Origin of the sequence: Lichenicola sp., assembly GCF_965198575.1 — a bacterium.
Classification (GTDB): domain Bacteria; phylum Pseudomonadota; class Alphaproteobacteria; order Acetobacterales; family Acetobacteraceae; genus Lichenicola.
The window spans coordinates 2,550,064-2,570,242 of sequence record NZ_OZ240671.1 but is presented as its reverse complement, the minus strand read 5'-3'; the positions used below and the strand labels follow the sequence as shown (position 1 = coordinate 2,570,242).

The window sequence follows — 20,179 nt, the reverse complement described above, 5'->3', positions numbered from 1 at the left end:
GGCTCCTTGGTGGCACCTGTGCGCGGGAAGCCGCTCAACTGGTTCATGGCGTCACTCCATCGGATACGAAGCCGCTGCTGCCGCCGCCTTTCGGGCGGCTCGCGGGAAGCATCTCGCCGGTCACCGAGTAATGCACGCGCTCGGCGATGTTGGTGGCATGGTCGCCGATCCGCTCGAGGTTCTTGGCGATGAACAGCAGGTGCGTGCAGGCGCCGATATTGCGCGGGTCTTCCATCATGTAGGTGACCAGCTCGCGGAACATCGCGGTGTAGATCTCGTCGATCGCCTTGTCGGACCGCCACACGTCGAGCGCCTTGCCGGCATCGTTCTGGCCGAGCGCGTCGATCGCCAGGCGCAGGCTTTCCTGCACCAGCCGGCCCATGTTGCGCAGCCCGCCCAGCGAGATGTCGAGGCTCGCCGGCCCCAGCCGCAGCGACCGCTTGGCGACGTTGGCGGCGTAATCGCCGATCCGCTCGAGATCGCTGGTGACCTTCAGCGCCGAAACGATCTCGCGCAGGTCCTGGGCCATCGGCGCGCGCAGTGCCAGCAGCTTGATCGCACGGGCCTCGACCTCGCGCTCGAGGGCGTCGACCTCGGGGTCCTGCTCCATCGCCATCTGCGCGCTGTCGGCGTTGTGGTCGATGATCGCCGAGATCGCATGCGCCGTCTGGTTCTCGACCAGTCCCCCCATGCGCGCCATCAGCGCACGAAGCTGGTTCAGCTCCTGCTCGTAACTCTTGACGATGTGGCCAGGCTCACTGTTTGCCATGATCTACCTTCGAAGCCTTATGACCGTCGCGGACATGAGAGTGTTCGGGAACGTGTTGTGCCGAGTGAGAGCGCAGCGCTCAGCGTGGATGTGGAGAACCGGAGCGGAGCGGCCCCGGACACTCTCAACCGAACCGGCCGGTGATGTAGTCCTGTGTCCGCTTCTGCTTCGGCGTGGTGAACAGGCGGTCGGCGGCATCAACCTCGACCAGCTCGCCCATGTAGAAGAACGCCACGCGATCGGCGCAGCGCGCGGCCTGCTGCAGGTTGTGCGTCACGATGACGATGGTGAAATCACGTTTGAGTTCGTCGAGCAGCTCCTCGATGCGGGCGGTGCTGATCGGGTCGAGCGCGCTGGTCGGCTCGTCGAGCAGGATCACCTCGGGCCGCGTGGCGATCGTGCGCGCGATGCACAGCCGCTGCTGCTGACCACCGGAGAGCGAGCCGGCGCTGCTGCGAAGCCGGTCCTTGACCTCGCCCCACAGCGCCACCCGCTTCAGCGCATCCTCGATGCGGGCTTCCATGTCGGCGTTCGACAGCCGTTCGTGCAGCTTCACCCCGAAGGCGATGTTGTCGGCGATCGACATCGGGAACGGCGTCGGCTTCTGGAACACCATGCCGACGCGGCTTCGCAGCTGGTTGGTCTCGACATGCGGGCCGACGATGTTCTCGCCGTCGAGCAGCACCTCGCCGGTCGCGCGCTGCCCCGGATACAGGTCGTACATCCGGTTCAGCACGCGCAGCAGCGTTGACTTGCCGCAGCCCGACGGCCCGATCATGCCGGTCACCTGCCGCACCGGGAAATCGATGGTGATCGACTTCAGCGCCTGCGACGCACCATAGAAGAAGTCCAGGTTGCGGATCGCGATCTTCGCCGGCGCATTCGCCGGGGCCGCGTTGATGCCCGAGAAGGCAAACGAGGTCATTGCCGGAACCTGCACGGTGCGGTTTGTGCGCTCGTCCATCTACCTGTCCTGTCTGCGCAAGCCCAAGCGGGCAATGATGTTGATCAGGAGCACGCCGGTGGTGATCAGCAGCGCCGAGGTCCAGGCAAGCTGCACCCAGTCATTGTACGCCGATCCCGCGTACTGGTAGATCGTCACCGGCAGGCTCGCCATCGGGCGGGCGAGCGATACCGACCAGTTCAGGTTGCCGAGCGAGGTGAACAGCAGCGGCGCGGTCTCGCCGGCAATGCGGGCGACCGCCAGCAACACGCCGGTCATCAGCCCGGCCCGTGCGGCCCGCACCGACACCAGCAGCACCACCTTCCAGCGTGGTGCGCCCAGCGCCGCGGCGGCCTCGCGCATCGAGATCGGCACCAGCCGCAGCATGTCCTCGGTGGTGCGCACGACGATCGGCACCACCAGGATGGCGAGTGCCGCGACACCCGCGAAGCCCGAGAAGTGTCCGACCGGCGCCACCAGGATCAGGTACACGAACAGCCCGACCAGGATCGACGGCGCCGAGAGCAGCATGTCGGACACGAAGCGGACCGAATTGGCGATCACCGACCCGGCGCCGTACTCGGCCAGATAGATGCCGGCGAGCAGCCCGACCGGGGTTCCGATCAGGGTGGCGAGGGCCGTCTGGATGATGCTGCCGAGGATCGGGTTGAGCAGCCCGCCGCCGCTGCCCGGCGGCGAGGTCACCCGCGTCAGCGTGTCGAAGGTCAGGCCGCGGATGCCGTCCGAGACCAGCGTGAACAGGATCGAGGCGAGCGCTGCCAGAACGATCAGCGTGGCAAGCGCGCACAGCACCGTCACCGTGCTGTCGACCAGCCGGCGCCGGCGCAGCAATCCGGCATTCTGCCGTGTGCGCTCGCGGACCGGATTGGTCGAGGGACCTGCGTTCTGCGTGAGGGTCGGGGACATGTCGGCTACCCCCCGCCCTATCGCATCGCCTGGCCGCGTCGCAGCAGGATGCGCGAGCAGGCCAGGGTGATGAAGGAGATGACCATCAGGATGAAGCCGAGTGCGAGCAGCGACGACAGCTTCAGGCTGCCGGCCTCGCTCTCGGGAAACTCGAGCGCGATCAGCGACGCGATGGTGTTGCCGGGCGAGAACAGGCTGGCGCTGATCCGGTTGGTGTTGCCGATGACGAAGGTGATCGCCATCGTCTCGCCCAGCGCCCGGCCGAGCCCGAGCATGATGCCGCCGATCACCGCGGTGCGCGACCACGGCAGCACCACCTGGCGCATCACGTCCCAGCGTGTCGAGCCGAGGCCGTAGGCGCTCTCCTTCAGCACCGGCGGCATCGAGTTGAACACGTCGCGCATCACCGCCGCGATGAACGGCGTGATCATCACCGCCAGGATCAGCCCGCCGGTCAGCAGTCCGGTGCCGAAGGGTGCTCCGGAAAAGAACGGATGCAGCAGCGGCACATGGCCGAGGCTGTGGATCAGCGCCGGCTGGATGTCGCGCGCCATGATCGGCACGATCACGAAGAAGCCCCACATGCCGAAGATGATCGACGGCACGGCCGCCAGCAGCTCGACCGCCGTGCCGATCGGGCTGGAGAGCCAGGCCGGCGCCATCTCGGTGAGGAAGAAGGCGACGCCGAACGCCAGCGGCACCGCCACCGCGAGGCCGATGAACGAGGTGACGATGGTGCCGAACACCGGTGCCAGCGCGCCGTAATGCTGCAGCACCGGATTCCAGGCCGAACTCGTGAGGAAGTGCCAGCCGAACGTGGCGAACGCGTGCCGGCCGCCGATCAGCATCACCGCGATGATGCCGCCGATCAGCAGCAGCACCAGGATGCCGCAGGCGCGAACCAGGCCGCCGAACGCCGGATCACCCCAGTCGCGCCCGGTGCCCGGGGCCCCGGGCTGGCCGGGACCCTGATGCATCGGGGATCCGCTGGTCGAGAGGCTCACTCTTCACCCATGGGTCGTTTCCCCGCCGGCCTGTCGCGTCGCTCCTTATCGGCTCATGGCGGGTGCACCCGCAACGTTGGTCCAGGCGTGGCGGACGTTCGCCTGCACCGCGGCCGGCAGCGGCACGTACTGCAGCGAGCGGGCCGTGGCGGCACCGTTATCGAACGCCCAGTCGAAGAACTTCAGCACCGCCGCACTGCGCGCCGGGTCCTTCGGGTTGGTCGGCAGCAGCACGAAGGTGGCCGACACGATCGGCCAGGCGCCCTCGCCCGGGGTGTCGAGCAGGTCGACGGCGAACTCGTTGGCACCCGCCCAGTCGGCAGCGGCGGCGGCCTTGGTGAAGCTTTCGAGGTTCGGGGCGACGAACGCGCCGGCCTTGTCCTTCAGCTCGACGGTGGTCAGGTGGTTCTTGTCGGCATAGGCGTACTCGACGTAGCCGACGCCACCCTCGGTGTTGCGCACGGTCGCGGCCACACCGTCATTGCCCTTGGCGCCGGCGCCGGTCGGCCAGGAGATCGAGCTGGCGGCACCGACATTGGACTTCCACGACGCGCTGGCCTTAGCCAGGTACGAGGTGAACACGAAGGTCGTGCCGGACCCGTCGGCGCGATGCACCGCAGCCACCGCCGTCTCGGGCAGCTTCAGGCCGGGGTTGAGGGCGGCGATCTTGGGGTCGTTCCAGGTGGTGATGGCGCCCGAGAACAGGTCGGCCAGCACTTCGCCGGTCAGGTGCATCTGGTTCGGCGCGATCCCGGGCAGGTTCACGATCGGCACGACGCCGCCCATCACCGTCGGGAACTGGATCAGCATGTTGGCGGCGAGCTTCGCTTCCGGCACCGGTGCATCGGAGGCGCCGAAATCGACGGTGCGGGCGATCACCTGGTTCTGGCCGGCGCCCGAACCCAGCGCCTGGTAGTTCAGCGCCACGCCGATGGCGGATTTCGCTGCAGCACCCCAGGCGCCGTAGATCGGCGCCGCGAAGGTCGACCCGGCACCGGTGATGTCGACGGCGCGGGCACCGGAAGCGGTGGCGCCGATGAAGCCGAGCCCGAGCAGCAGGCTGGTTCCGCAGGCGAGTGAGAGCCGGTGCTTCGGAGACTGGCGGGCCATCTTCGACGTGGAGCGCATTATTGGGATTTCCTTCAGGAAAGGTGCCGCATCTGAAGGCCTGCGGACGCGCCGGCTTGTAGGCTTTAGCCGTGGCGTCCCTGTTGCAGTCTCGTGACCGTTGCATGACAACGGTTACCGAGCGAAATGATCCTTTCGGCGCGTGAGGGACAAGCCCCTCAGGACGCGGAGGATTTGCGGCCCTTGGTGACCTGGTCCGAACGCTGCTGCCAGAACGCCATGTCGGCGGCCTTGCTGAACATCACCCGCGTACCCTTGCCACCCTGGCTGACGCGGATCTTGCCGCCGTTGCGGGCACGATGGTCGGCCAGCCACTCCAGCAGGATCGGGTCCTCGGCTCCGCGTCCCTCGAACTCCAGGATGCCGGCGATCTCTTCCTCTTTGTGACGTCTGACCATGGTCTGTCTCTCCTGGGCGCACCGCCCGGTATGGCCACGTCGGCGCGACCCGGCGCGATCCGTGACCCGGCATGACTGAATTGTGGCAAAGGATATGGGCCCGGCGACCACGCCGTTCACGCACGACCCCTCACGATGCAGCGGCTTATGGAGGCATTCTACCGCCGCTGTCATCCCGCCGGACGACGAATTATGCGACACCCGGGCGGTCGCGTCAGGCCCGGCTTCTGGTGAGCCCCGACTGTGCAACCACCGCGAGCAGCAGGAACGCGCCACTCGCCAACCCCTGGTAGGCGGCACTCAGCGATCCGATCTGGTTGATCACGTTATCGATCAACCCCAGCAGCAGAACGCCAGACAGCGCTCCGAGCATGGTGCCGACACCGCCGGTCAGCAGCACGCCTCCGATCACCGCGGCCGCGATGGATTGCAACTCGTAGCCGGTTCCGGCGGATGACAGCCCCGACGACAGATGTGCTGCCAGCAGCGACCCAGCCAGGCCCGCGAGGCCGCCCGACAGGCAATAGGTGAGGATCTTGGTGCGCTCGACCCGCAGGCCGAGCATCCGCGCCGCCTCCTCGTTGCCGCCGATCGCGAACACAGCCGCGCCGTACGCGGTGCGGTTCAGCAGCAGCGCCGCCAGCATGTAGGCGACCGCCAGGATCACCACGAGGTTGGCGATGCCGAACCAGCCGCCATTGGCGATCTGCCCGAACAGCCCGGGAGCCGCGATCACCAGGCTCTCGCCGGCCAGCACCACGGCGAGCCCCTTCAGCGCCAGCAAGGCCGCGAGCGTCACGATGAACGGCGCCATCCGCGCCCGCACGATCAGCAGCCCGTTGACCAGCCCGACCAGGATGCCCGCGGCAACCGGCGCGGCGATGGCGGCGAGTGCCCCGTATGGTGCCGCATAGGCCGCGAGCACGGTGCCGAGCCCGACCATCGAGCCCACCGACAGGTCGAAGCCGCCGAGGATCACCACCAGCGTCTGGCCGATCGCCACCAGGCCCAGAAAGCTCGCCGCCGCAGTGATGTCGCTGAGGTTGCCCGGCCGCAGGAAGTCGGGGAACGCGGCGCCGGCGGCAATCACCGCCGCCACCAGCACCGCGATCGCACCGCGCGACTGGATCAGCCCGATGATGCGCTGGCGGGTATCCGATTGACCCGCGGGAACGATCGCCTGGCCGCTCATGCGCCGGCCCGCTGGACATACAGGGCGCCGATGATGAACGCGGCCTTCAGCATCTGTGCGTAGTTCGCATCGACGTTGTTCATGATGAAGCTGGCATCCAGCACCACCAGCAGAAGCACCCCGAACACCGTGCCGAGCGTCGAGATCCGGCCGCCGGACAAGGGCGTGCCACCGATCACCGCCGCCGCGATCGCGTCGAGTTCGAACTGCACGCCGATATAGTTGGCGTCCGCCGCTCCCAGGCGGGCGGTGGCGAACACCCCCGCGATGCCGGCCAGCATGCCGGACAGGCCATACACGAAGGCCAGCGTCGCGCGGACCGGATGCCCGGCCAGCACCGCGGCGGTCCGACTGGCGCCGACGAAGATCGCGTAGCGGCCCGGAGTGGTGCGACGCACGACGAAGGCGAACAGCGCCGCCACCGCCAGCGCCAGCAGCGCCGTCATCGGCAGGCCGTGGAACGTGATCTGGCCGATGCCGGCAAGCGGCCCGTCGAGTGGCAGGTCGAGCCTGGCGCCCCCGAGCAGCGCCTGTGCCAACCCGCGCGCCGCCACCAGCAGAGACAGCGACGAGATCAGCGGCGCAATGCGGAACACCGCCACCAGCAGCCCGTTCAGGATCCCGCACAGCAGCCCGGCGCCGATGCCGGCCGCGATCGACACGCCTTGGCCCAGGCTGAGGGTGATGCCGATCACCGCCGAGGACAGCGCCATCACCGAGCCGACCGAGAGGTCGATGCCGCGGGTGCCGATCGCCAGCGACTGCCCCAGCGCGATCAGGATGACCGGCGCCGCCTCGAACAGCAGGCTGCGCACCACGTTCGGATTGCGGAAGCCGGGCGTCACCACAAGGTCGAACAGCACCAGGGCGGCGAAGGCGATATAGACGCTGCGACTGCGCAGGACGTAACCGGACACCCGGATCCGGCGCTCCGGCGGCAGCGTCCCGGCTGGTACGCTCACGATGCGGCTCCCGCGGGCGCGCTCTCGCCGAACCCGCCGGCCAGCAGCGCCAGCACGTCATCGCCGTCGCGGCCTTCGGTGGTGAGCTCGCCGGTCACCGCACCCTCGTCGAGCACCACCAGGCGGTCGGCCAGCTCCACCACTTCCTCGATCTCCGACGACGTCACCAGAACTCCGAGCCCTTCCAGCGCCAGCCCGCGCACCACCCGGTGCACCTCCGCCTTGGCGCCCACATCGATGCCGCGCGTCGGGTCGTCCAGCATCACGATGCGCGGGCTCGTGCAGAGCGCGCGCGCGATCAATACCTTCTGCTGGTTGCCGCCGGACAGCGAGGTGATCGGCGCACCCGGGCCGCCGCTCTTCACGCCCAGCTCGCGCAGGTAGCGCGCCACCAGCTCGTCCTGCCGGCGCCTGGAAATGATGCCCCAGCGCGAGATCCGCGGCAGCACCGAGGCGGTCAGGTTCTCGGCGACGGAGAGGTTGCCGAAGATGCCCTCGGAGCGGCGATCCTCCGACAGGAACGCGAGCCCGCGGCGGATGCTCTCGGACGGTCGCGGCGCGCGCATGCGCTGCCCGGCGATCTCGACCGTGCCGGCATCCGGCGGCTCGGCGCCGTAGATCGCCTTGAAGGTCTCGGTGCGTCCGGAGCCGAGCAGACCGGCCAGCCCGAGGATCTCGCCGCGCCGCACCGTCAGCGACACGCCACGCACCCGCCGCCGCCAGGACAGATCCTGTACCCGCAGCGCCGCCTCCTCACCCGCGACGTCGCCGCCGGTCGCCACCGGTGCAGCCGGGTTCCGCACCCCTGCCGGCCCGGCCTCGCGACCCAGCATTGCCGCGATCAGCCGCGCCCGCGGCAGGCTCGCTGTGGCGGCACTTTCCACCACGGCCCCGTCGCGCAGCACCGTCAGCCGGTCGCACAGCCGGTAGCATTCGGACAGGCGGTGGCTGACATACACCAGCCCGATGCCGTCGCGCCGGAGCTGCTCGACGACGCGATACAGCAGCTCCACCTCGGCACTCGACAACGCCGAGGTCGGCTCGTCGAGGATCACCACCCGGGCGCCGAGCGACACCACGCGCGCGATCGATACCAGCTGCTGCAGCCCGAGCCCGAGGGTGCGCAGCGTGCGCCGCGGGTCGATCTCGAGCCCGTAGCGCGACAGCAGCGCCTGCGCGTCGGCGATCATCCGGCCGCGGTCGACCAGCAGCCCGAAGCGCCGGGGCTCGCGGCCGAGGAACAGGTTGTCGGCGACGCTGCGCTCGGGGATCAGGTTGATCTCCTGATACACCGCCGCCACGCCGGCCGCCTGCGCCTCGCGCGGGCTGGCGAAGCTCACCGGCCGGCCCTCGAGCAGCATCGTGCCGCTGTCGGGCTGGTTCAGGCCGGTGAGCAGCTTGATCAGCGTCGATTTGCCGGCGCCGTTCTCACCCATCAGGCCATGGATCTCGCCGGCCTGCAGGGTGAAGGACACGTCGCGCAGCGCCTTCACGACGCCGAACGACTTCGTCAGCCCACCCGTCTCCAGCAGCATCCGGTCAGGTCCCCGGGCGACGCGAACCGCGGACGCTCAGTACGGCGCACCGCTGGCAACCGCGCTGGCGGCGTTGTCCTTGGTGTAGAGCGCATCCTTCATGATGATGCTCTGCGACACCGCGTCGCCGTTGAACCAGGCCTTCAGCGCGTCGAAGGATTGCGGCCCGAAGCGCGGGTTGGTCTCGACGTCGGCCTGCGCCTGGCCGGCCGCGATCGCCTGCACCAGCGCCTTGGTGCCGTCGATCGAGACGATGCGCACGTCGGTGCCGGGCTTCTTGCCGCCCTGCTGGATCGCCCGCATCGCGCCCAGCGTCATGACGTCGGCGTGGCTGTAGAGCGCGTCGATGTTCGGATGCGCGAGCAGCAACTGCTCCATCACGCGCTGCGCGTCGGTGGCCGACCAGTTGCCGGTCTGCGCCGCGAGCAGCACCAGGCCGGGGTGCTTCTTGATGCCGTCGGCGAAGCCCTGGGTGCGCTGGCTCTCGACCGAGTTGCCGTAGGCGCCCTGGATCTCGACGATCTGCGCCTTGGAGCCGGTGGCATCGGCCATCGCATCGGCAGCGCGCACGCCTTGCGTGTAGAAATCCGAGCCGAGGAAGGTGATGAAGTCGCGGCAGGGGGTGCCGGCGGTGGCGCGGTCGATCGTGACCACCGGGATGTTCTGGCTCGCCGCCTGCTCGAGTGCGGGCTGCAAGCCGGTCGCGTTCAACGGCGCCACGATGATCGCCTTGGCACCCTGCGAGATCATGCTCTGGATGTCGGCTACCTGCTTGGCCTGGCTGTCATTGGCGTTGGTGTAGAGCAACCGCGCCACGCCGGCCTGTGCGGCAGCCGACTTCACCGACGCCGTCTCGGCCGCACGGAACGGATTCTGCTCGTTCTCCGACTGCGAGAAGCCGACGACCATGCCGGACAGCGAGGCGTGGCTCGGATGGCCATTGGTGCAGGTCTCGGCCGACTTCTTGCCGATCACCTGGCCGCCGGTGTCGCTGGTCGCCTGGGCCAGCGCCGGGCCGGCGGCGAGTGTCAGGAGCGCCAGCCCCGCGACGGCGCGTGTGGCGGCGACACGGCCGCGTCCTGTGCTGAATTGAAGCATCGTCCATCCCCGAAGATGTCGGGCTTTGCGCCCGATCCACCCCTGCTCGTCGCAGGATTGACGACGACCCTAGCCCGGTCGGGGGCGCTGCGACAGGTGCTTTCCGCATTGCGGCCCTGCCGGCGCCCCGACGGCTCGTTCAGAAACGGACCCCGGCCTTGAAGTAGTAGTAGCGGCCGAGATAGTCGTAGCTGTTGGTCAGCGAGTTCGTCGATCCGTCGTAATAGAACGGCGGGTCGCGGTCGAACATGTTGTCGATGCCCGCAATCAGCGTGACGGTGTGCTTGCCGGCGACCTTCAGCGCGTAGCTGCCGACGATGTCGTGGTAGACGATCGCGCCGACGCTGCCGCCATAGCTGGTATCCGCCGGCTGGCCCGGCGCCACGTAGTTGCTCGACGGGCCGATATAGCGAACGGTCCACTGGAACGACCATTTCGGCTGGACATAGGCGATGCTGCTCGTTGCCTTGAAGCGGGTGAAGGCCTGCGGCGTCGTCGTGGAAATGATCGCGCCGGCATCCTGGCGCACGCTCCCGTCCGGCAGCTGTTCGGTGTAGTCCAGCAGCAACGTGTCGAGGTTGCTGAACTCCAGCCGGCCGGCCCAGCTCGGCAGTCCGAGACGGCTCAGCTTGAGGTTGTAGTTCAGCCCGAAATCGAGACCGTCGGTATTGACGAAGCCGGAGTTGGTGTTGATCGCGCTGATTGTCGTCAACTGGCCGCCGCCACGGTTGCCGACCAGCAGGCATTGTGGGCTGCTCAAGCCGGCGGAAGCGTAGCAGCTATCCACGATCGTCTGCGCATCCGGCGCCGTGATGTGGTTGGCGATCTTGATCCGATAGTAGTCGACGGTGGTCGACAGGTCCGGGATCCAGCGCGGCGTGATGATGGTGCCGAGATCGAGCTGCCGCGACGTTTCCGGCTGGAGCCGCGGATTGCCGCCGATATAGGTGTAGAGCTGCGTCTGCTGCTGCGTGAAGGTCCCGGGCGCCAGTCCAGCACCGGACAGCACCTTGTTGCAGTTCGCCGCGGCATTCGCGTTGCTGCGTCGCAGACCGACATTGATGTCGCAGGGATCGTTGACGGTGTTGGCCGCCTCGTACTGGCCCGAATACAGGTCGGTGATGCTCGGCGCGCGGAAACCCGTGCCGGTATTGAAGCGGAACCGGACATCACGCGTCGGCGCGTAGGCGACCGAGACGTTCCAGGTCTCGGCACTGCCGAAATCGCTGTAATCCGAATACCGGGCGGCGCCGTCGACCGACAGCTCCTTGGCCATGAACATGTCCTTGAGCACCGGTATCTTGAACTCGAGGTAGCCTTCCTTGGTGTTGAAACTTCCGGCCGTCGGGGCCTGGTCGAAATCGCCGTTGCCGCTGGTGATGGTGCTGTCGGGCGCGTACTTGCCGGACTCGTGCCGCAACTCGCCGCCGAGGGCGAAGCTGAGCGGGCCGGCAGGAAGTTGCACGATCGGACCGGTGACCTTGCCGAACCAGTAATGCTCGCCGACATCGACCTTGTTGATCTGGGTGAAGCCTATATAGCGGGCCTGTGCCGGTGTCAGGGTGTTGGGTCCGAAGAAATCACCGACGCTGCAACCCTGTGCGGCATCGGCTGCACTGCACGGCAGATACCCGCTGACCTGCAGGATATGGGTCTGGTTGTACTGGTTGGTGAAGGTGAACTTGTCGTGCGACGCGCCATTCTTGTAGCCGGCCTCCCAGTCGAAGCGGTTGAACAGCGTCCCGGACAGCCCGATCCCCAAACGGTAGGTCGAGCCGGTCTCGATGTAGTCCCGATTGCCGACTTCTGCCCGCCTGGTCCGCTCGACGACATCCACGCCGTACGGATTGTACGGGTTCGAGGCGGGAATGATGAAGCCGTTCGGATAGCGGTCGGTCACGACATCGCCACCTTCCGCGTCGGGCCCGAGCTGCTGCTGGGCGTGATGGTCGGTGAACAGCTCGTCGATGTTGACGTTGACGTTCGGCAGAATTTCGTAATGGCCGATGGCATTGAAACTGCGCCGGTCCAGCTGCGTGCTGGAATAGCCGTAATCGTTCAGCAGCAGGTCGTCCTGTGCCGGATTGAAGGTCCGGAACACGCCGTTGCCGAAGGCGCGATCATTGATCGATGGCTGGCCGGTGACGACGTCGAACGCGGTCGGGTTCTGCACCAGCCCACCCAGCGTTCGGGTGCTGCCGAGCGTCTGCGAGCCATCCGGCAACGACTTGTTCTGTGACCAGGCGCGGTTGTTCTGCGGCAGCGGATCGCGATCGCTGTATTCGAAGTTGAAGAGGATGTTGCCCTTGTCGAAGTTATGCCCGGCGGTCCCGCTGAAGTCGTAGGACTGCGCGTCGTGCCGGTCGCTGATCCCCTCCTGCGCATTCACCGTGATGCCGTCGAAATGCTTCTTCAGGATGATGTTGACGACGCCGGCGATCGCATCCGATCCGTAGATCGCCGACGCGCCGTCGCGCAGGATCTCGATGTGATCGACCATCGAGACCGGAATGTTGTTGAGGTCGACCGCGTTGACGGTGTCGGTGCCGCTCGACACCATCCTGTGTCCGTCGATCAGCACGAGGGTGCGGGTCACGCCGAGATTGCGCAGCTCGACGAACGAGACACCCTCGCCGCCACCGTTCTGGTTGGAGTTGACGCCCTGCTGGCCGAATTCCGGGATCTTCTGCAGATACTGCTCGAGCGTGACGGTGTTCGAATCCTGCAGCTGCTTCGACGTGATGACCGTGATCGGCGTGTTGCTCGACGTGTCCTGCCGGATCTGCGACCCGGTGACCGTGATCTGCTCGCTCGGCTCGCCGATCTGCCCGGACTGCACCGGCGTCTGCGCGAATGCAGCGCCAAGCGGCAGCGCCAGTCCACCCGCGACGAGCACCAACCCTGCCGCAGTTCCCTTCTTCAAGGCGTCAATCGGGCCAATACGCATCGAGGACCATCCTTTATCACTGAACCATGCAGAAAGCCCGACCCGATCGCTCGCCATCCGGAACACGTTCAGTCTCCGGAACGGCGTAAACTGAGCGATCGTGCGTCTCAATTGATACGTTATTGAGACGGTCGGGAACCGCCGATGCAAGACCCTTCTACATCCTGTTCACATGACCTCAGCGCATATGCGACTACCGAAACACCTCGCTCCTGATGCAGGCAGCCTGGTGATCGTGCCCGATATGACGCAGCGCCGGCAGCACTTCGTCGCAGGCCGCGATACGATGCGGGCAACGCACCGCGAAGGGGCAGCCGTTCGGTGACGACTGCCGTTCACCGGGTTCGACCAGTGGCGGTAATTGCTGGCGCCGCATGGCAGGATGCGAAACCGGTGCCGCATCGAGAAGCGCCTGCGTGTAGGGGTGCGCCGGGTGGCGAAACAGCGTCTCGACCGGCCCGGTCTCGACGATCCGCCCGCGATACATGACGATCACGCGGTTGCAGACATGGCGGATCACCGACAGGTCGTGGCCGATGAACAGCATCGCGAGCTGGCGTTGCTCCTGCTGTTCCATGAGCAGGTTCAGGATCTGCGCCTGGATCGACATGTCCAGCGCCGAGACCGGTTCATCTGCGATGAGAAAGTCCGGTTCGACCGCGAGTGCCCGGGCGATGCCGATCCTCTGGCGCTGGCCGCCGGAGAATTCATGCGGGAAGCGGGAGCCTGCGTCGGCCGGAAGCCCGACCTGCGCCATGACCGCAGCAACACGCGAGGCGATTTCGTGGCGCGCGCACAGGCGCTGCAGCCTGATCCCTTCGGCGATGTTGTCCGCAGCACTCATCCGCGGATTGAGGCTCGTGTAGGGGTCCTGGAAAATCACCTGCATGCGGCGGCGCAACCGCCGCATCTCGGCGGCCGGCAGTGTCAGCAGGTCGACGCCTTCGAAGCGGACGGTGCCGGAGCTCGCCGGCAGCAGGCGCAGCAGGGCGCGCGACAACGTCGTCTTGCCGGAACCGGACTCGCCGACCAGCCCCACGATCTCGTTCGGCCGCACCGTGAACGACACGTTGCGCACCACAGGGATCGCTGTCGGACGTTGCCACGGCAACCGGCGGCCCTGGGCGAACTCGACGCACAGGTCGATGACATCGAGAACCGGCGGCGGCTTCACGCGAGCTCCTGCCAGCGCAGGCAGCGCGACCGGTGCGCCAGGCCGATGGTCCATTCGCCCGGCACCGCCGCCTCGCAGGCCGGCAGCACCATGTCGCACCGCGGCGCGAACCGGCAGCCCGGCGGCGGACGGCGCGGGTCCACCACGCTGCCGCGGATCATCGGCAGCCGGCGGTGCGTTTCCGGGACCGCGTCCATCCGCGGCAGGCTGGCCATCAGCGCCCGCGTGTAGGGATGACCCGGCGCGTCGAACAGCGCCCGCACCGGCGCCGACTCGATCACCTGGCCGCCGTACATGACCGAGACCCGGTCAGCGATCTCGGCGACCACGCCCATGTTGTGGGTGATGAACAGGACGCCCATCCCAAGCTCGAGCTGCAGGCTCCGGAGCAGCCGCAGGATCTGCGCCTGCACGGTCACGTCCAGCGCCGTGGTCGGCTCGTCGGCGAGCAGCAGCGACGGCCCGCAGGCCAGCGCCATCGCGATCATGACACGCTGGCGCATGCCGCCGGACAGCTGATGCGGATAACTCTCGACCCGGCGTGCCGCGTCGGCGATCTCGACCAGCCCCAGCAGCCGCACCGCCTCGGCCATCGCCGCGCGGCGTGTGATCGGACGATGCAGACGCAGCGCCTCGGCGATCTGCGTACCGATCGTGCCCGTCGGGTTCAGGCTCGTCATCGGTTCCTGGAATATCATGGCGATCTCGTTGCCACGCAGCGCCCGCATCGCGCGCGCGTCGAGCTGCGCCAGATCGCGCTCCAGTCCGCTGCGACCACGGAACAGGATCCGCCCGGAAACGATGCGGGCGGCGGGCGCCGACAGCAACCGCATGATCGACATGCTGGTCACCGACTTGCCCGATCCGCTTTCGCCGACAAGCGCCACCGTCTCGCCGCGGGCAACCGTGAGATTGACCCCGTCAACGGCCCGGAACTCGCCGCGGGGTGTGCGAAATGCGGTCACCAGGTCGCGGACCGCCAGCACCGGTATGTCCCTGTCCGCAGACGGGCCCGCGTCGCTCACCTGAGTTGGCCGGCTCGCGCCATCTCCGCCTCGATCGCGTCGACCGGAGCATGGCCGTATCCGAGCAGGGTGTCGTGGAACTGCTGCGTGCTGCCGGTCCAGCGTGCGCGCAAGCCACGGATCGCCTCGACCCCGGCCCAGTACATCAGCCGGCTACCCGGAAACATCGAGTTCCGGACGACCTCGTTATGCACGCGCTGCAGCGCGAAGCCGGCCTCGTCCCGGTAGAAGCGCTCCGCCTCCTGCTGGCTCCACACGCCGCAATGCAGCCGCACATCGACCAGGACGCTGGCCGCATTGCGCCGCTCGTACTGCTTCAGCAGCAACGTCTCGGCGTCGCCATAGAAGCCTTGAGCCTCCATCAGCAGATCCTCGGCGTAGCAGGCCCATCCCTCCACAGCCATGCCGCCGGACAAGAGCGCGGTGCCGCTGGCGCAGTCGGTGCCGGCGATGCGCGCGAGCAGGCTTCCGGCGCTCCGGGCCCGGGTGTTGTGCGTGTGATGGCCGATGCTGCCGTGATGCACCGCATGGATCAGCTTGATGGTCGCGTCGTTCTGCTGGCGCAGATAGGCGTCGAGGTCGGGCCCGGCGGGCATCACCCAGTACACGCTGCCGACGCCGGAACGCATCGGCGGAGGTGAGCGATACGACAGGAAATACATTTCGCCCGCGATGCCCAGCATCGCCTCGGGAAGCAGGCGATACTCCAGGCCGTACTCCGTCGCCGGCGTCACCAGCCCCTGCGCGGCCTCGATCGCCGCCGCGTTCCAATGCCGGTAGCGGGGCATCACCGCATCTGCGTCGGGGTGCAGCAGGGCCAGCTCGTCGAGCACATCCTGGCAGCGCCGGCCGCCGAAAAGCCGCGCCGCGTCGGCCTCGAGTTCGTCGCCGAGCCGGTCGAATGCCGCCTGGGCCGCATCTGCCAACGCCTCCGGCCCCTGCTCCAATCCGTGCAAGGCGGCCATGGTCAGCGCCAGCCGGTTGCGCCCCGCAGCGGGGTCGGCATCAGCCAGGCTCGGCAGCATGTCCGCGAAGTCCCTGAACGCACCGGCAGCGGCCTCTGCCGGCACCCGCCACCCGGACTGCCAGGCCGGATGCCGGGTCACGTCGCCGGTGAGGAAGCGGCTCATGGCGTCGCACTCGCGCGCCGCCCGCTCGCTCCATCCGGCCGGCGCCGCACCCGCCTCCCGCAGCCTCTCGCGCCCGTCGGCAAGAAAGTCCGGCAAGGCGTGCAGCCGGGCAGCGAACCCGGCCGGATCGAGCGGCTCAGATTGCGGCAGCAGCAGCCCGATCAGCGCGAACGCCGCCTCGCCGGTGAACCAGGCCGGATTGTGCCGGCGCGGCCGGTCGTCCAGGGCCGCGTCCGCGCAGGCAAGCTCGCCGGCGACGATCCGCTTGTCGATGCGCTGGCCGACGCTGTCCTCGGGTTCGTTCGGCAGCCGGGCGCGCAGCGTGGCGATGCCACGACGTTCGTCGGCAGCAACCGCGCGGTCGGCACGTGGCAGCAGGTGGTCATGGCCGCCGACCCCCATGAAGCTGGCATCGACCGGGTGGAAAGCCAGATGGTGGTCGAGAAATGCCTGCCCCAGGCTGTGCGGATCGTTCATCGCGACGTTGCCGGCAGATCGACCCAGCGACGTTCGAAATGCGCCTGCACGACCGCGTCGACGATCTCCTGGCTCTTAGCACCGTCGAAGAACGTGCATTCCTCCGGCCGATCATCGAGGATCTCGTCGACGAAATGCCGGATCAGGTTGCGATAATACAGTTCCGGCCATGGCGTGTGCAGGTCCGCACCTGGCGGCAGATGCTCCGGTCCCAGCACGACCGGCTTGAACTCGACCTCGTCCGCGGTGGCGGCGTGGAGGGTTTCGGCGATGCCGAACTCCGAGATCAGCCGGGCGACCGCAGCACCCTTGGAGCCATAGACGCGGATCTCCACGCCTGGATAGTTGCCGACCGCGATGTAGCTCGATTGCAGCATGCCCTGGGTGCCGTTGGCGTATTCGACCAAGGCCACGGTGCCGTCCTCGACCGGGATCGCCTGCCGCCCGACCATGCCGCGCACCAGCCGTTCGGGCACGAAGTTGCGCATGCTTGCGGCCACCGAGCCGAATTCGCCACCGAGCCACCGCATCAGATCGACCAGGTGCGAGCCATAACCAACGATCGAGGACGGGATCAGCCGGTCGCGCGGCGCATCCGGCGACACCTGACGCAAGGGATAATCCGGATCCAGAAACTGCGAGTTCTGCTCGAAGCCGTGGATATGGAAAATCGTCCCCAGCGTCCCGTCATCGATCCAGCGCTTGATCTGGCGGATCGCCGGCGAGTACCGGAAGGTGAAGCCGAGCTTCGTGCGCACACCGCGCGCGGCCGCAGCAGCAGCGGCCTCGAAAGCCGGACCGGCCGACGTCGCCAGCGGTTTCTCCGACAGCACGTGACGTCCGGCGGCGATCGCATCGAGGCTAAGCGGCAGGTGGGTGTGGGTCGGCGTGCAGACATCGACCGCCTGCACCGCAGGGTCGGCCAGCAGCGCATGGTGATCGGTATAGACACGCGCGATGTTGAACCGCGCCGCCATGGCCGCGGCACGTTCAGGCACCACGTCGCAGATTGCCGCCAGATGCACGCGCTCATGCGCCGCATAGGCCGGCAGATGCGCCTTTTCCGCCCAGTCATGCGCGCCGATCACCCCGACGCCGAGGCGCGTCGCGGCACTCATGGCAGTGCCCTGCCGATTTCGGCGGCGTAGGCCTCGAGCTCGTCGTAGTTCTGCAGGCCGAGCGGGCGGGTGCCGTTCTCGATCTCGTAGATCATGCTGCACATCCTGTCGTTCAGGCGGGTATCGGCGCCGACCCGTCGGCCATACTCGACCAGCTTGCCGTTCGACGCCCGGACTTCGGACGGACGGTTGCGATAGACGATGTCCCACCAGATCCCGGACCCCTGCTTCTTGAAGGCATAACCGGTATTCTGGTCCTTCTTCAGCAGCCAGATCGCGTGGTTGATATTGTCGAGCAGCCGCCGGGTATCGTCCGGTGTCTGCGGGCGATAATTCGCAGGGTCGAAGAAATCGAACGCCTCGACGACAATACCGTTGGCTTCCGCGATCTCGAGCGCCTCGCGCACGATCGCCCCAGCGATGCGGGCATAGCGTTCGACGCCCAGCGTTTCGCGGATCGGCGCATCGACCAGGGCGGAAAATACCACCTGCGCGGAATAGACCTCCTTCGCCCAGATCTGGCCCCAGATGTTGGCCGAGAGCTGCACCTCGGTCAGCGCCGACAACTGTCCGGCGAGCGATCGCAGCCGCTCGCTCATCGCGCCGTCCATCTCGCCGAGCTGGATCGCGCCCTCATGCACGAACTCGATCCGGCCCGGATCGAGCAGCGCGCCGCCATAGTTCGGGATCGAGCCGATCACCTGGCTGATGCCCGGCAGTCCGTGGCCCGAAAGCAGCTCCGCGATATCCGGCTCGTTGAAGCCGTTCTGGAACGACACGATGGCGCTGTCGGCGGTCAGCAACGGCAGGATCTGCCGGATCGCCTCGATCGTGTGCTGCGACTTCGTTGCCACCAGCACGACGCCGAGCGGGCCCTCGAGGCTCTCCGGGGTGCTGGCCCGCACCGGGATGGTCATCGGCCCGCGGACGCCGTCGATGACCAGGCCGTGGCGGTTCATCGCCTCGACATGCTCGACCCAGCGATCGACCAGCACGACGTCGTGCCCGGCCTGCGTCATGAACGCTCCGGCAAGGCCGCCGATCGCCCCGGCGCCGAGCACCACCAGCCGCCCGGACGCGGGTGGAACAGGATCGGCCATCACGCGATGCCCGGCTGGAACAGTGCCAGGCTCTGCGGCGAGTGCGCATTGGCGTAGAGATACTCGATGAACTCCGGCATTGCCTCGGCCGGGGTACGCTCGCGCACCTGCCTGACCGCAACCGCCCCGGTCCAGTACGACGAGATGAACGGACCGCGGAACGGGTGTGCCGCCATCCGCAGCCGACCCTGCACCCACGGTTCTTGGCCGGCCGCGACCTCGCGCAGATAGTTGGCGACGGCATCCGGCTCCCAGCCATCCGCCATCATGTACCAGGCCGCACTGGTCTGCACCGCGCTGCGCAACCGGCGCAGCTCGATATGGATCATGTCGTCCTCGTCCTCGAGCCAGTCGATCAGCGCCACGCCATCGTCGGCGATGCCTTCCTGGACGCAGCCGAGCACCGTGTTTGCCGTGCAGAGCAGCACTTCCGGCTGCGCCCGCCCCTGATCGACCCGCGCCCGCGTATAGAGCAGCTGTGTCGCGTGCCCCGGAAACACCTCGTGTGCGACAAGATGTTTCAGCGATGCGTGCGTGAAGCCGTTATCGACGTTCAGGTCCATGAGCCCGTCGCCGAAGCTGCAGCGCGCCGTATAGGGCACGTCGCGCACCGGGTTGAGCGCCATCCTGAAGTCGCCGCAATCGAAGACCCGGTCCGCGGTGCGGCGCCTGCCCTCTGCCATCAGCTCCTCGTAGGTCGCCTCGATCCGGGATGGCTCCAGGAAATTCGAAGACTCCCATTGCGAGATCCGCTGCGACAGATCGCCGCGCACGATCCCGCGGCGGGTGAGCAGCGTGTCGAGGGTGTCGCGCAGGCCGTCGATGATCGCCGGTTCGACCGGACCGGTCTGCGCGCCGACGAGATCGCGCACCTTGACCTCGAACGAGGGACTCGATCCGGCGAACAGCCGCAAGGCGATCTTCAAAGACCGGATCATCGCCGTTGCGAAGAGCTGTCGGTGCTGCGGCACGAGTGCGGGAAGACGCTGCTGCAGTTCGTTCAGATCGTCCTCCACCACCCACCAGTTCTCGTAATGGCGTGGCCCGACGATGTCGTTGCCGAGATAGATCGGCACCAGGCCTTCGGTATCCAGCAGACCGGCCTCGCGATTGATCCGTCGCTCGAAGGCGTCGATCCCCATCGTGATGGCCGCGAGGTCGGCGCCGAAGGACGCATTCGACGCCGATGCAGAACTGATCATGGAAAGCCTGTCTCCGATGGCGGTGCGAGTGTTCCGGATGTGGTACGGTG

At 67.5% G+C, this 20,179-nt stretch carries 17 protein-coding genes; all 17 read right to left on the bottom strand.

Annotated elements, in window-relative coordinates; genetic code table 11:
• Positions 1-43: 43 nt before the first annotated feature.
• The 17 genes from phoU to ACOEQ2_RS11525 all read right to left on the bottom strand — a co-directional run bounded on the left by phoU (position 44) and on the right by ACOEQ2_RS11525 (position 20,129).
• On the bottom strand, positions 44-769 hold the full coding sequence (phoU, locus tag ACOEQ2_RS11605; RefSeq protein WP_419728139.1) for a phosphate signaling complex protein PhoU: 726 nt from the start codon (positions 767-769) through the stop codon (positions 44-46).
• A 124-nt stretch (positions 770-893) separates the two neighbouring features.
• Positions 894-1,694, bottom strand: coding sequence for a phosphate ABC transporter ATP-binding protein PstB (pstB, locus tag ACOEQ2_RS11600; protein ID WP_419731203.1), 801 nt, complete (start codon positions 1,692-1,694; stop codon positions 894-896).
• A 39-nt stretch (positions 1,695-1,733) separates the two neighbouring features.
• Positions 1,734-2,639 carry a phosphate ABC transporter permease PstA gene (pstA, locus tag ACOEQ2_RS11595; RefSeq protein ID WP_419728138.1) on the bottom strand — a complete coding sequence of 302 codons (906 nt, stop codon included), beginning with the start codon at positions 2,637-2,639 and terminating at the stop codon, positions 1,734-1,736.
• Between the two features lie 17 nt (positions 2,640-2,656).
• Entirely contained in the window at positions 2,657-3,616 is a 960-nt protein-coding gene (pstC, locus tag ACOEQ2_RS11590; RefSeq protein WP_419728137.1) for a phosphate ABC transporter permease subunit PstC, read from the bottom strand.
• Positions 3,617-3,688: 72 nt separating this feature from the next.
• On the bottom strand, positions 3,689-4,771 hold the full coding sequence (gene pstS / locus ACOEQ2_RS11585) for a phosphate ABC transporter substrate-binding protein PstS (protein ID WP_419728136.1): 1,083 nt from the start codon (positions 4,769-4,771) through the stop codon (positions 3,689-3,691).
• Between the two features lie 158 nt (positions 4,772-4,929).
• Positions 4,930-5,169, bottom strand: a complete 240-nt coding sequence (locus tag ACOEQ2_RS11580; RefSeq protein ID WP_419728135.1) for a hypothetical protein — start codon at positions 5,167-5,169, stop codon at positions 4,930-4,932.
• Between the two features lie 214 nt (positions 5,170-5,383).
• A complete protein-coding gene (locus ACOEQ2_RS11575) occupies positions 5,384-6,361 on the bottom strand; it encodes an ABC transporter permease (RefSeq protein WP_419728134.1) in 978 nt (325 codons plus the stop codon).
• Positions 6,358-7,323 carry an ABC transporter permease gene (locus tag ACOEQ2_RS11570; protein WP_419728133.1) on the bottom strand — a complete coding sequence of 322 codons (966 nt, stop codon included), beginning with the start codon at positions 7,321-7,323 and terminating at the stop codon, positions 6,358-6,360. Before ACOEQ2_RS11570 ends, ACOEQ2_RS11575 begins: the two co-directional genes overlap by 4 nt.
• Positions 7,320-8,858, bottom strand: a complete 1,539-nt coding sequence (locus tag ACOEQ2_RS11565) for a sugar ABC transporter ATP-binding protein (RefSeq protein ID WP_419728132.1) — start codon at positions 8,856-8,858, stop codon at positions 7,320-7,322. The genes ACOEQ2_RS11570 and ACOEQ2_RS11565 overlap by 4 nt, the downstream gene beginning before the upstream one ends.
• A 36-nt stretch (positions 8,859-8,894) precedes the next feature.
• Positions 8,895-9,956 carry an ABC transporter substrate-binding protein gene (locus tag ACOEQ2_RS11560; protein ID WP_419728131.1) on the bottom strand — a complete coding sequence of 354 codons (1,062 nt, stop codon included), beginning with the start codon at positions 9,954-9,956 and terminating at the stop codon, positions 8,895-8,897.
• 139 nt (positions 9,957-10,095) lie between these two features.
• Positions 10,096-12,903 (bottom strand): TonB-dependent receptor domain-containing protein, encoded by a 2,808-nt coding sequence (locus ACOEQ2_RS11555; protein ID WP_419728130.1) that lies wholly within the window; start codon positions 12,901-12,903, stop codon positions 10,096-10,098.
• Positions 12,904-13,096: 193 nt separating this feature from the next.
• Positions 13,097-14,077, bottom strand: a complete 981-nt coding sequence (locus ACOEQ2_RS11550) for an ABC transporter ATP-binding protein (RefSeq protein WP_419728129.1) — start codon at positions 14,075-14,077, stop codon at positions 13,097-13,099.
• A complete protein-coding gene (locus ACOEQ2_RS11545; protein WP_419728128.1) occupies positions 14,074-15,102 on the bottom strand; it encodes an ABC transporter ATP-binding protein in 1,029 nt (342 codons plus the stop codon). Before ACOEQ2_RS11545 ends, ACOEQ2_RS11550 begins: the two co-directional genes overlap by 4 nt.
• Complete coding sequence (locus tag ACOEQ2_RS11540; protein ID WP_419728127.1) at positions 15,099-16,709, bottom strand: DUF885 family protein; 1,611 nt, start codon at positions 16,707-16,709, stop codon at positions 15,099-15,101. The genes ACOEQ2_RS11545 and ACOEQ2_RS11540 overlap by 4 nt, the downstream gene beginning before the upstream one ends.
• Positions 16,706-17,827: a Gfo/Idh/MocA family protein gene (locus ACOEQ2_RS11535; RefSeq protein ID WP_419728126.1), complete on the bottom strand. Its 1,122-nt coding sequence runs from the start codon at positions 17,825-17,827 to the stop codon at positions 16,706-16,708. The genes ACOEQ2_RS11540 and ACOEQ2_RS11535 overlap by 4 nt, the downstream gene beginning before the upstream one ends.
• On the bottom strand, positions 17,824-18,927 hold the full coding sequence (locus ACOEQ2_RS11530; protein WP_419728125.1) for a ketopantoate reductase family protein: 1,104 nt from the start codon (positions 18,925-18,927) through the stop codon (positions 17,824-17,826). Before ACOEQ2_RS11530 ends, ACOEQ2_RS11535 begins: the two co-directional genes overlap by 4 nt.
• On the bottom strand, positions 18,927-20,129 hold the full coding sequence (locus ACOEQ2_RS11525) for a hypothetical protein (protein ID WP_419728124.1): 1,203 nt from the start codon (positions 20,127-20,129) through the stop codon (positions 18,927-18,929). Before ACOEQ2_RS11525 ends, ACOEQ2_RS11530 begins: the two co-directional genes overlap by 1 nt.
• Positions 20,130-20,179: the final 50 nt, after the last annotated feature.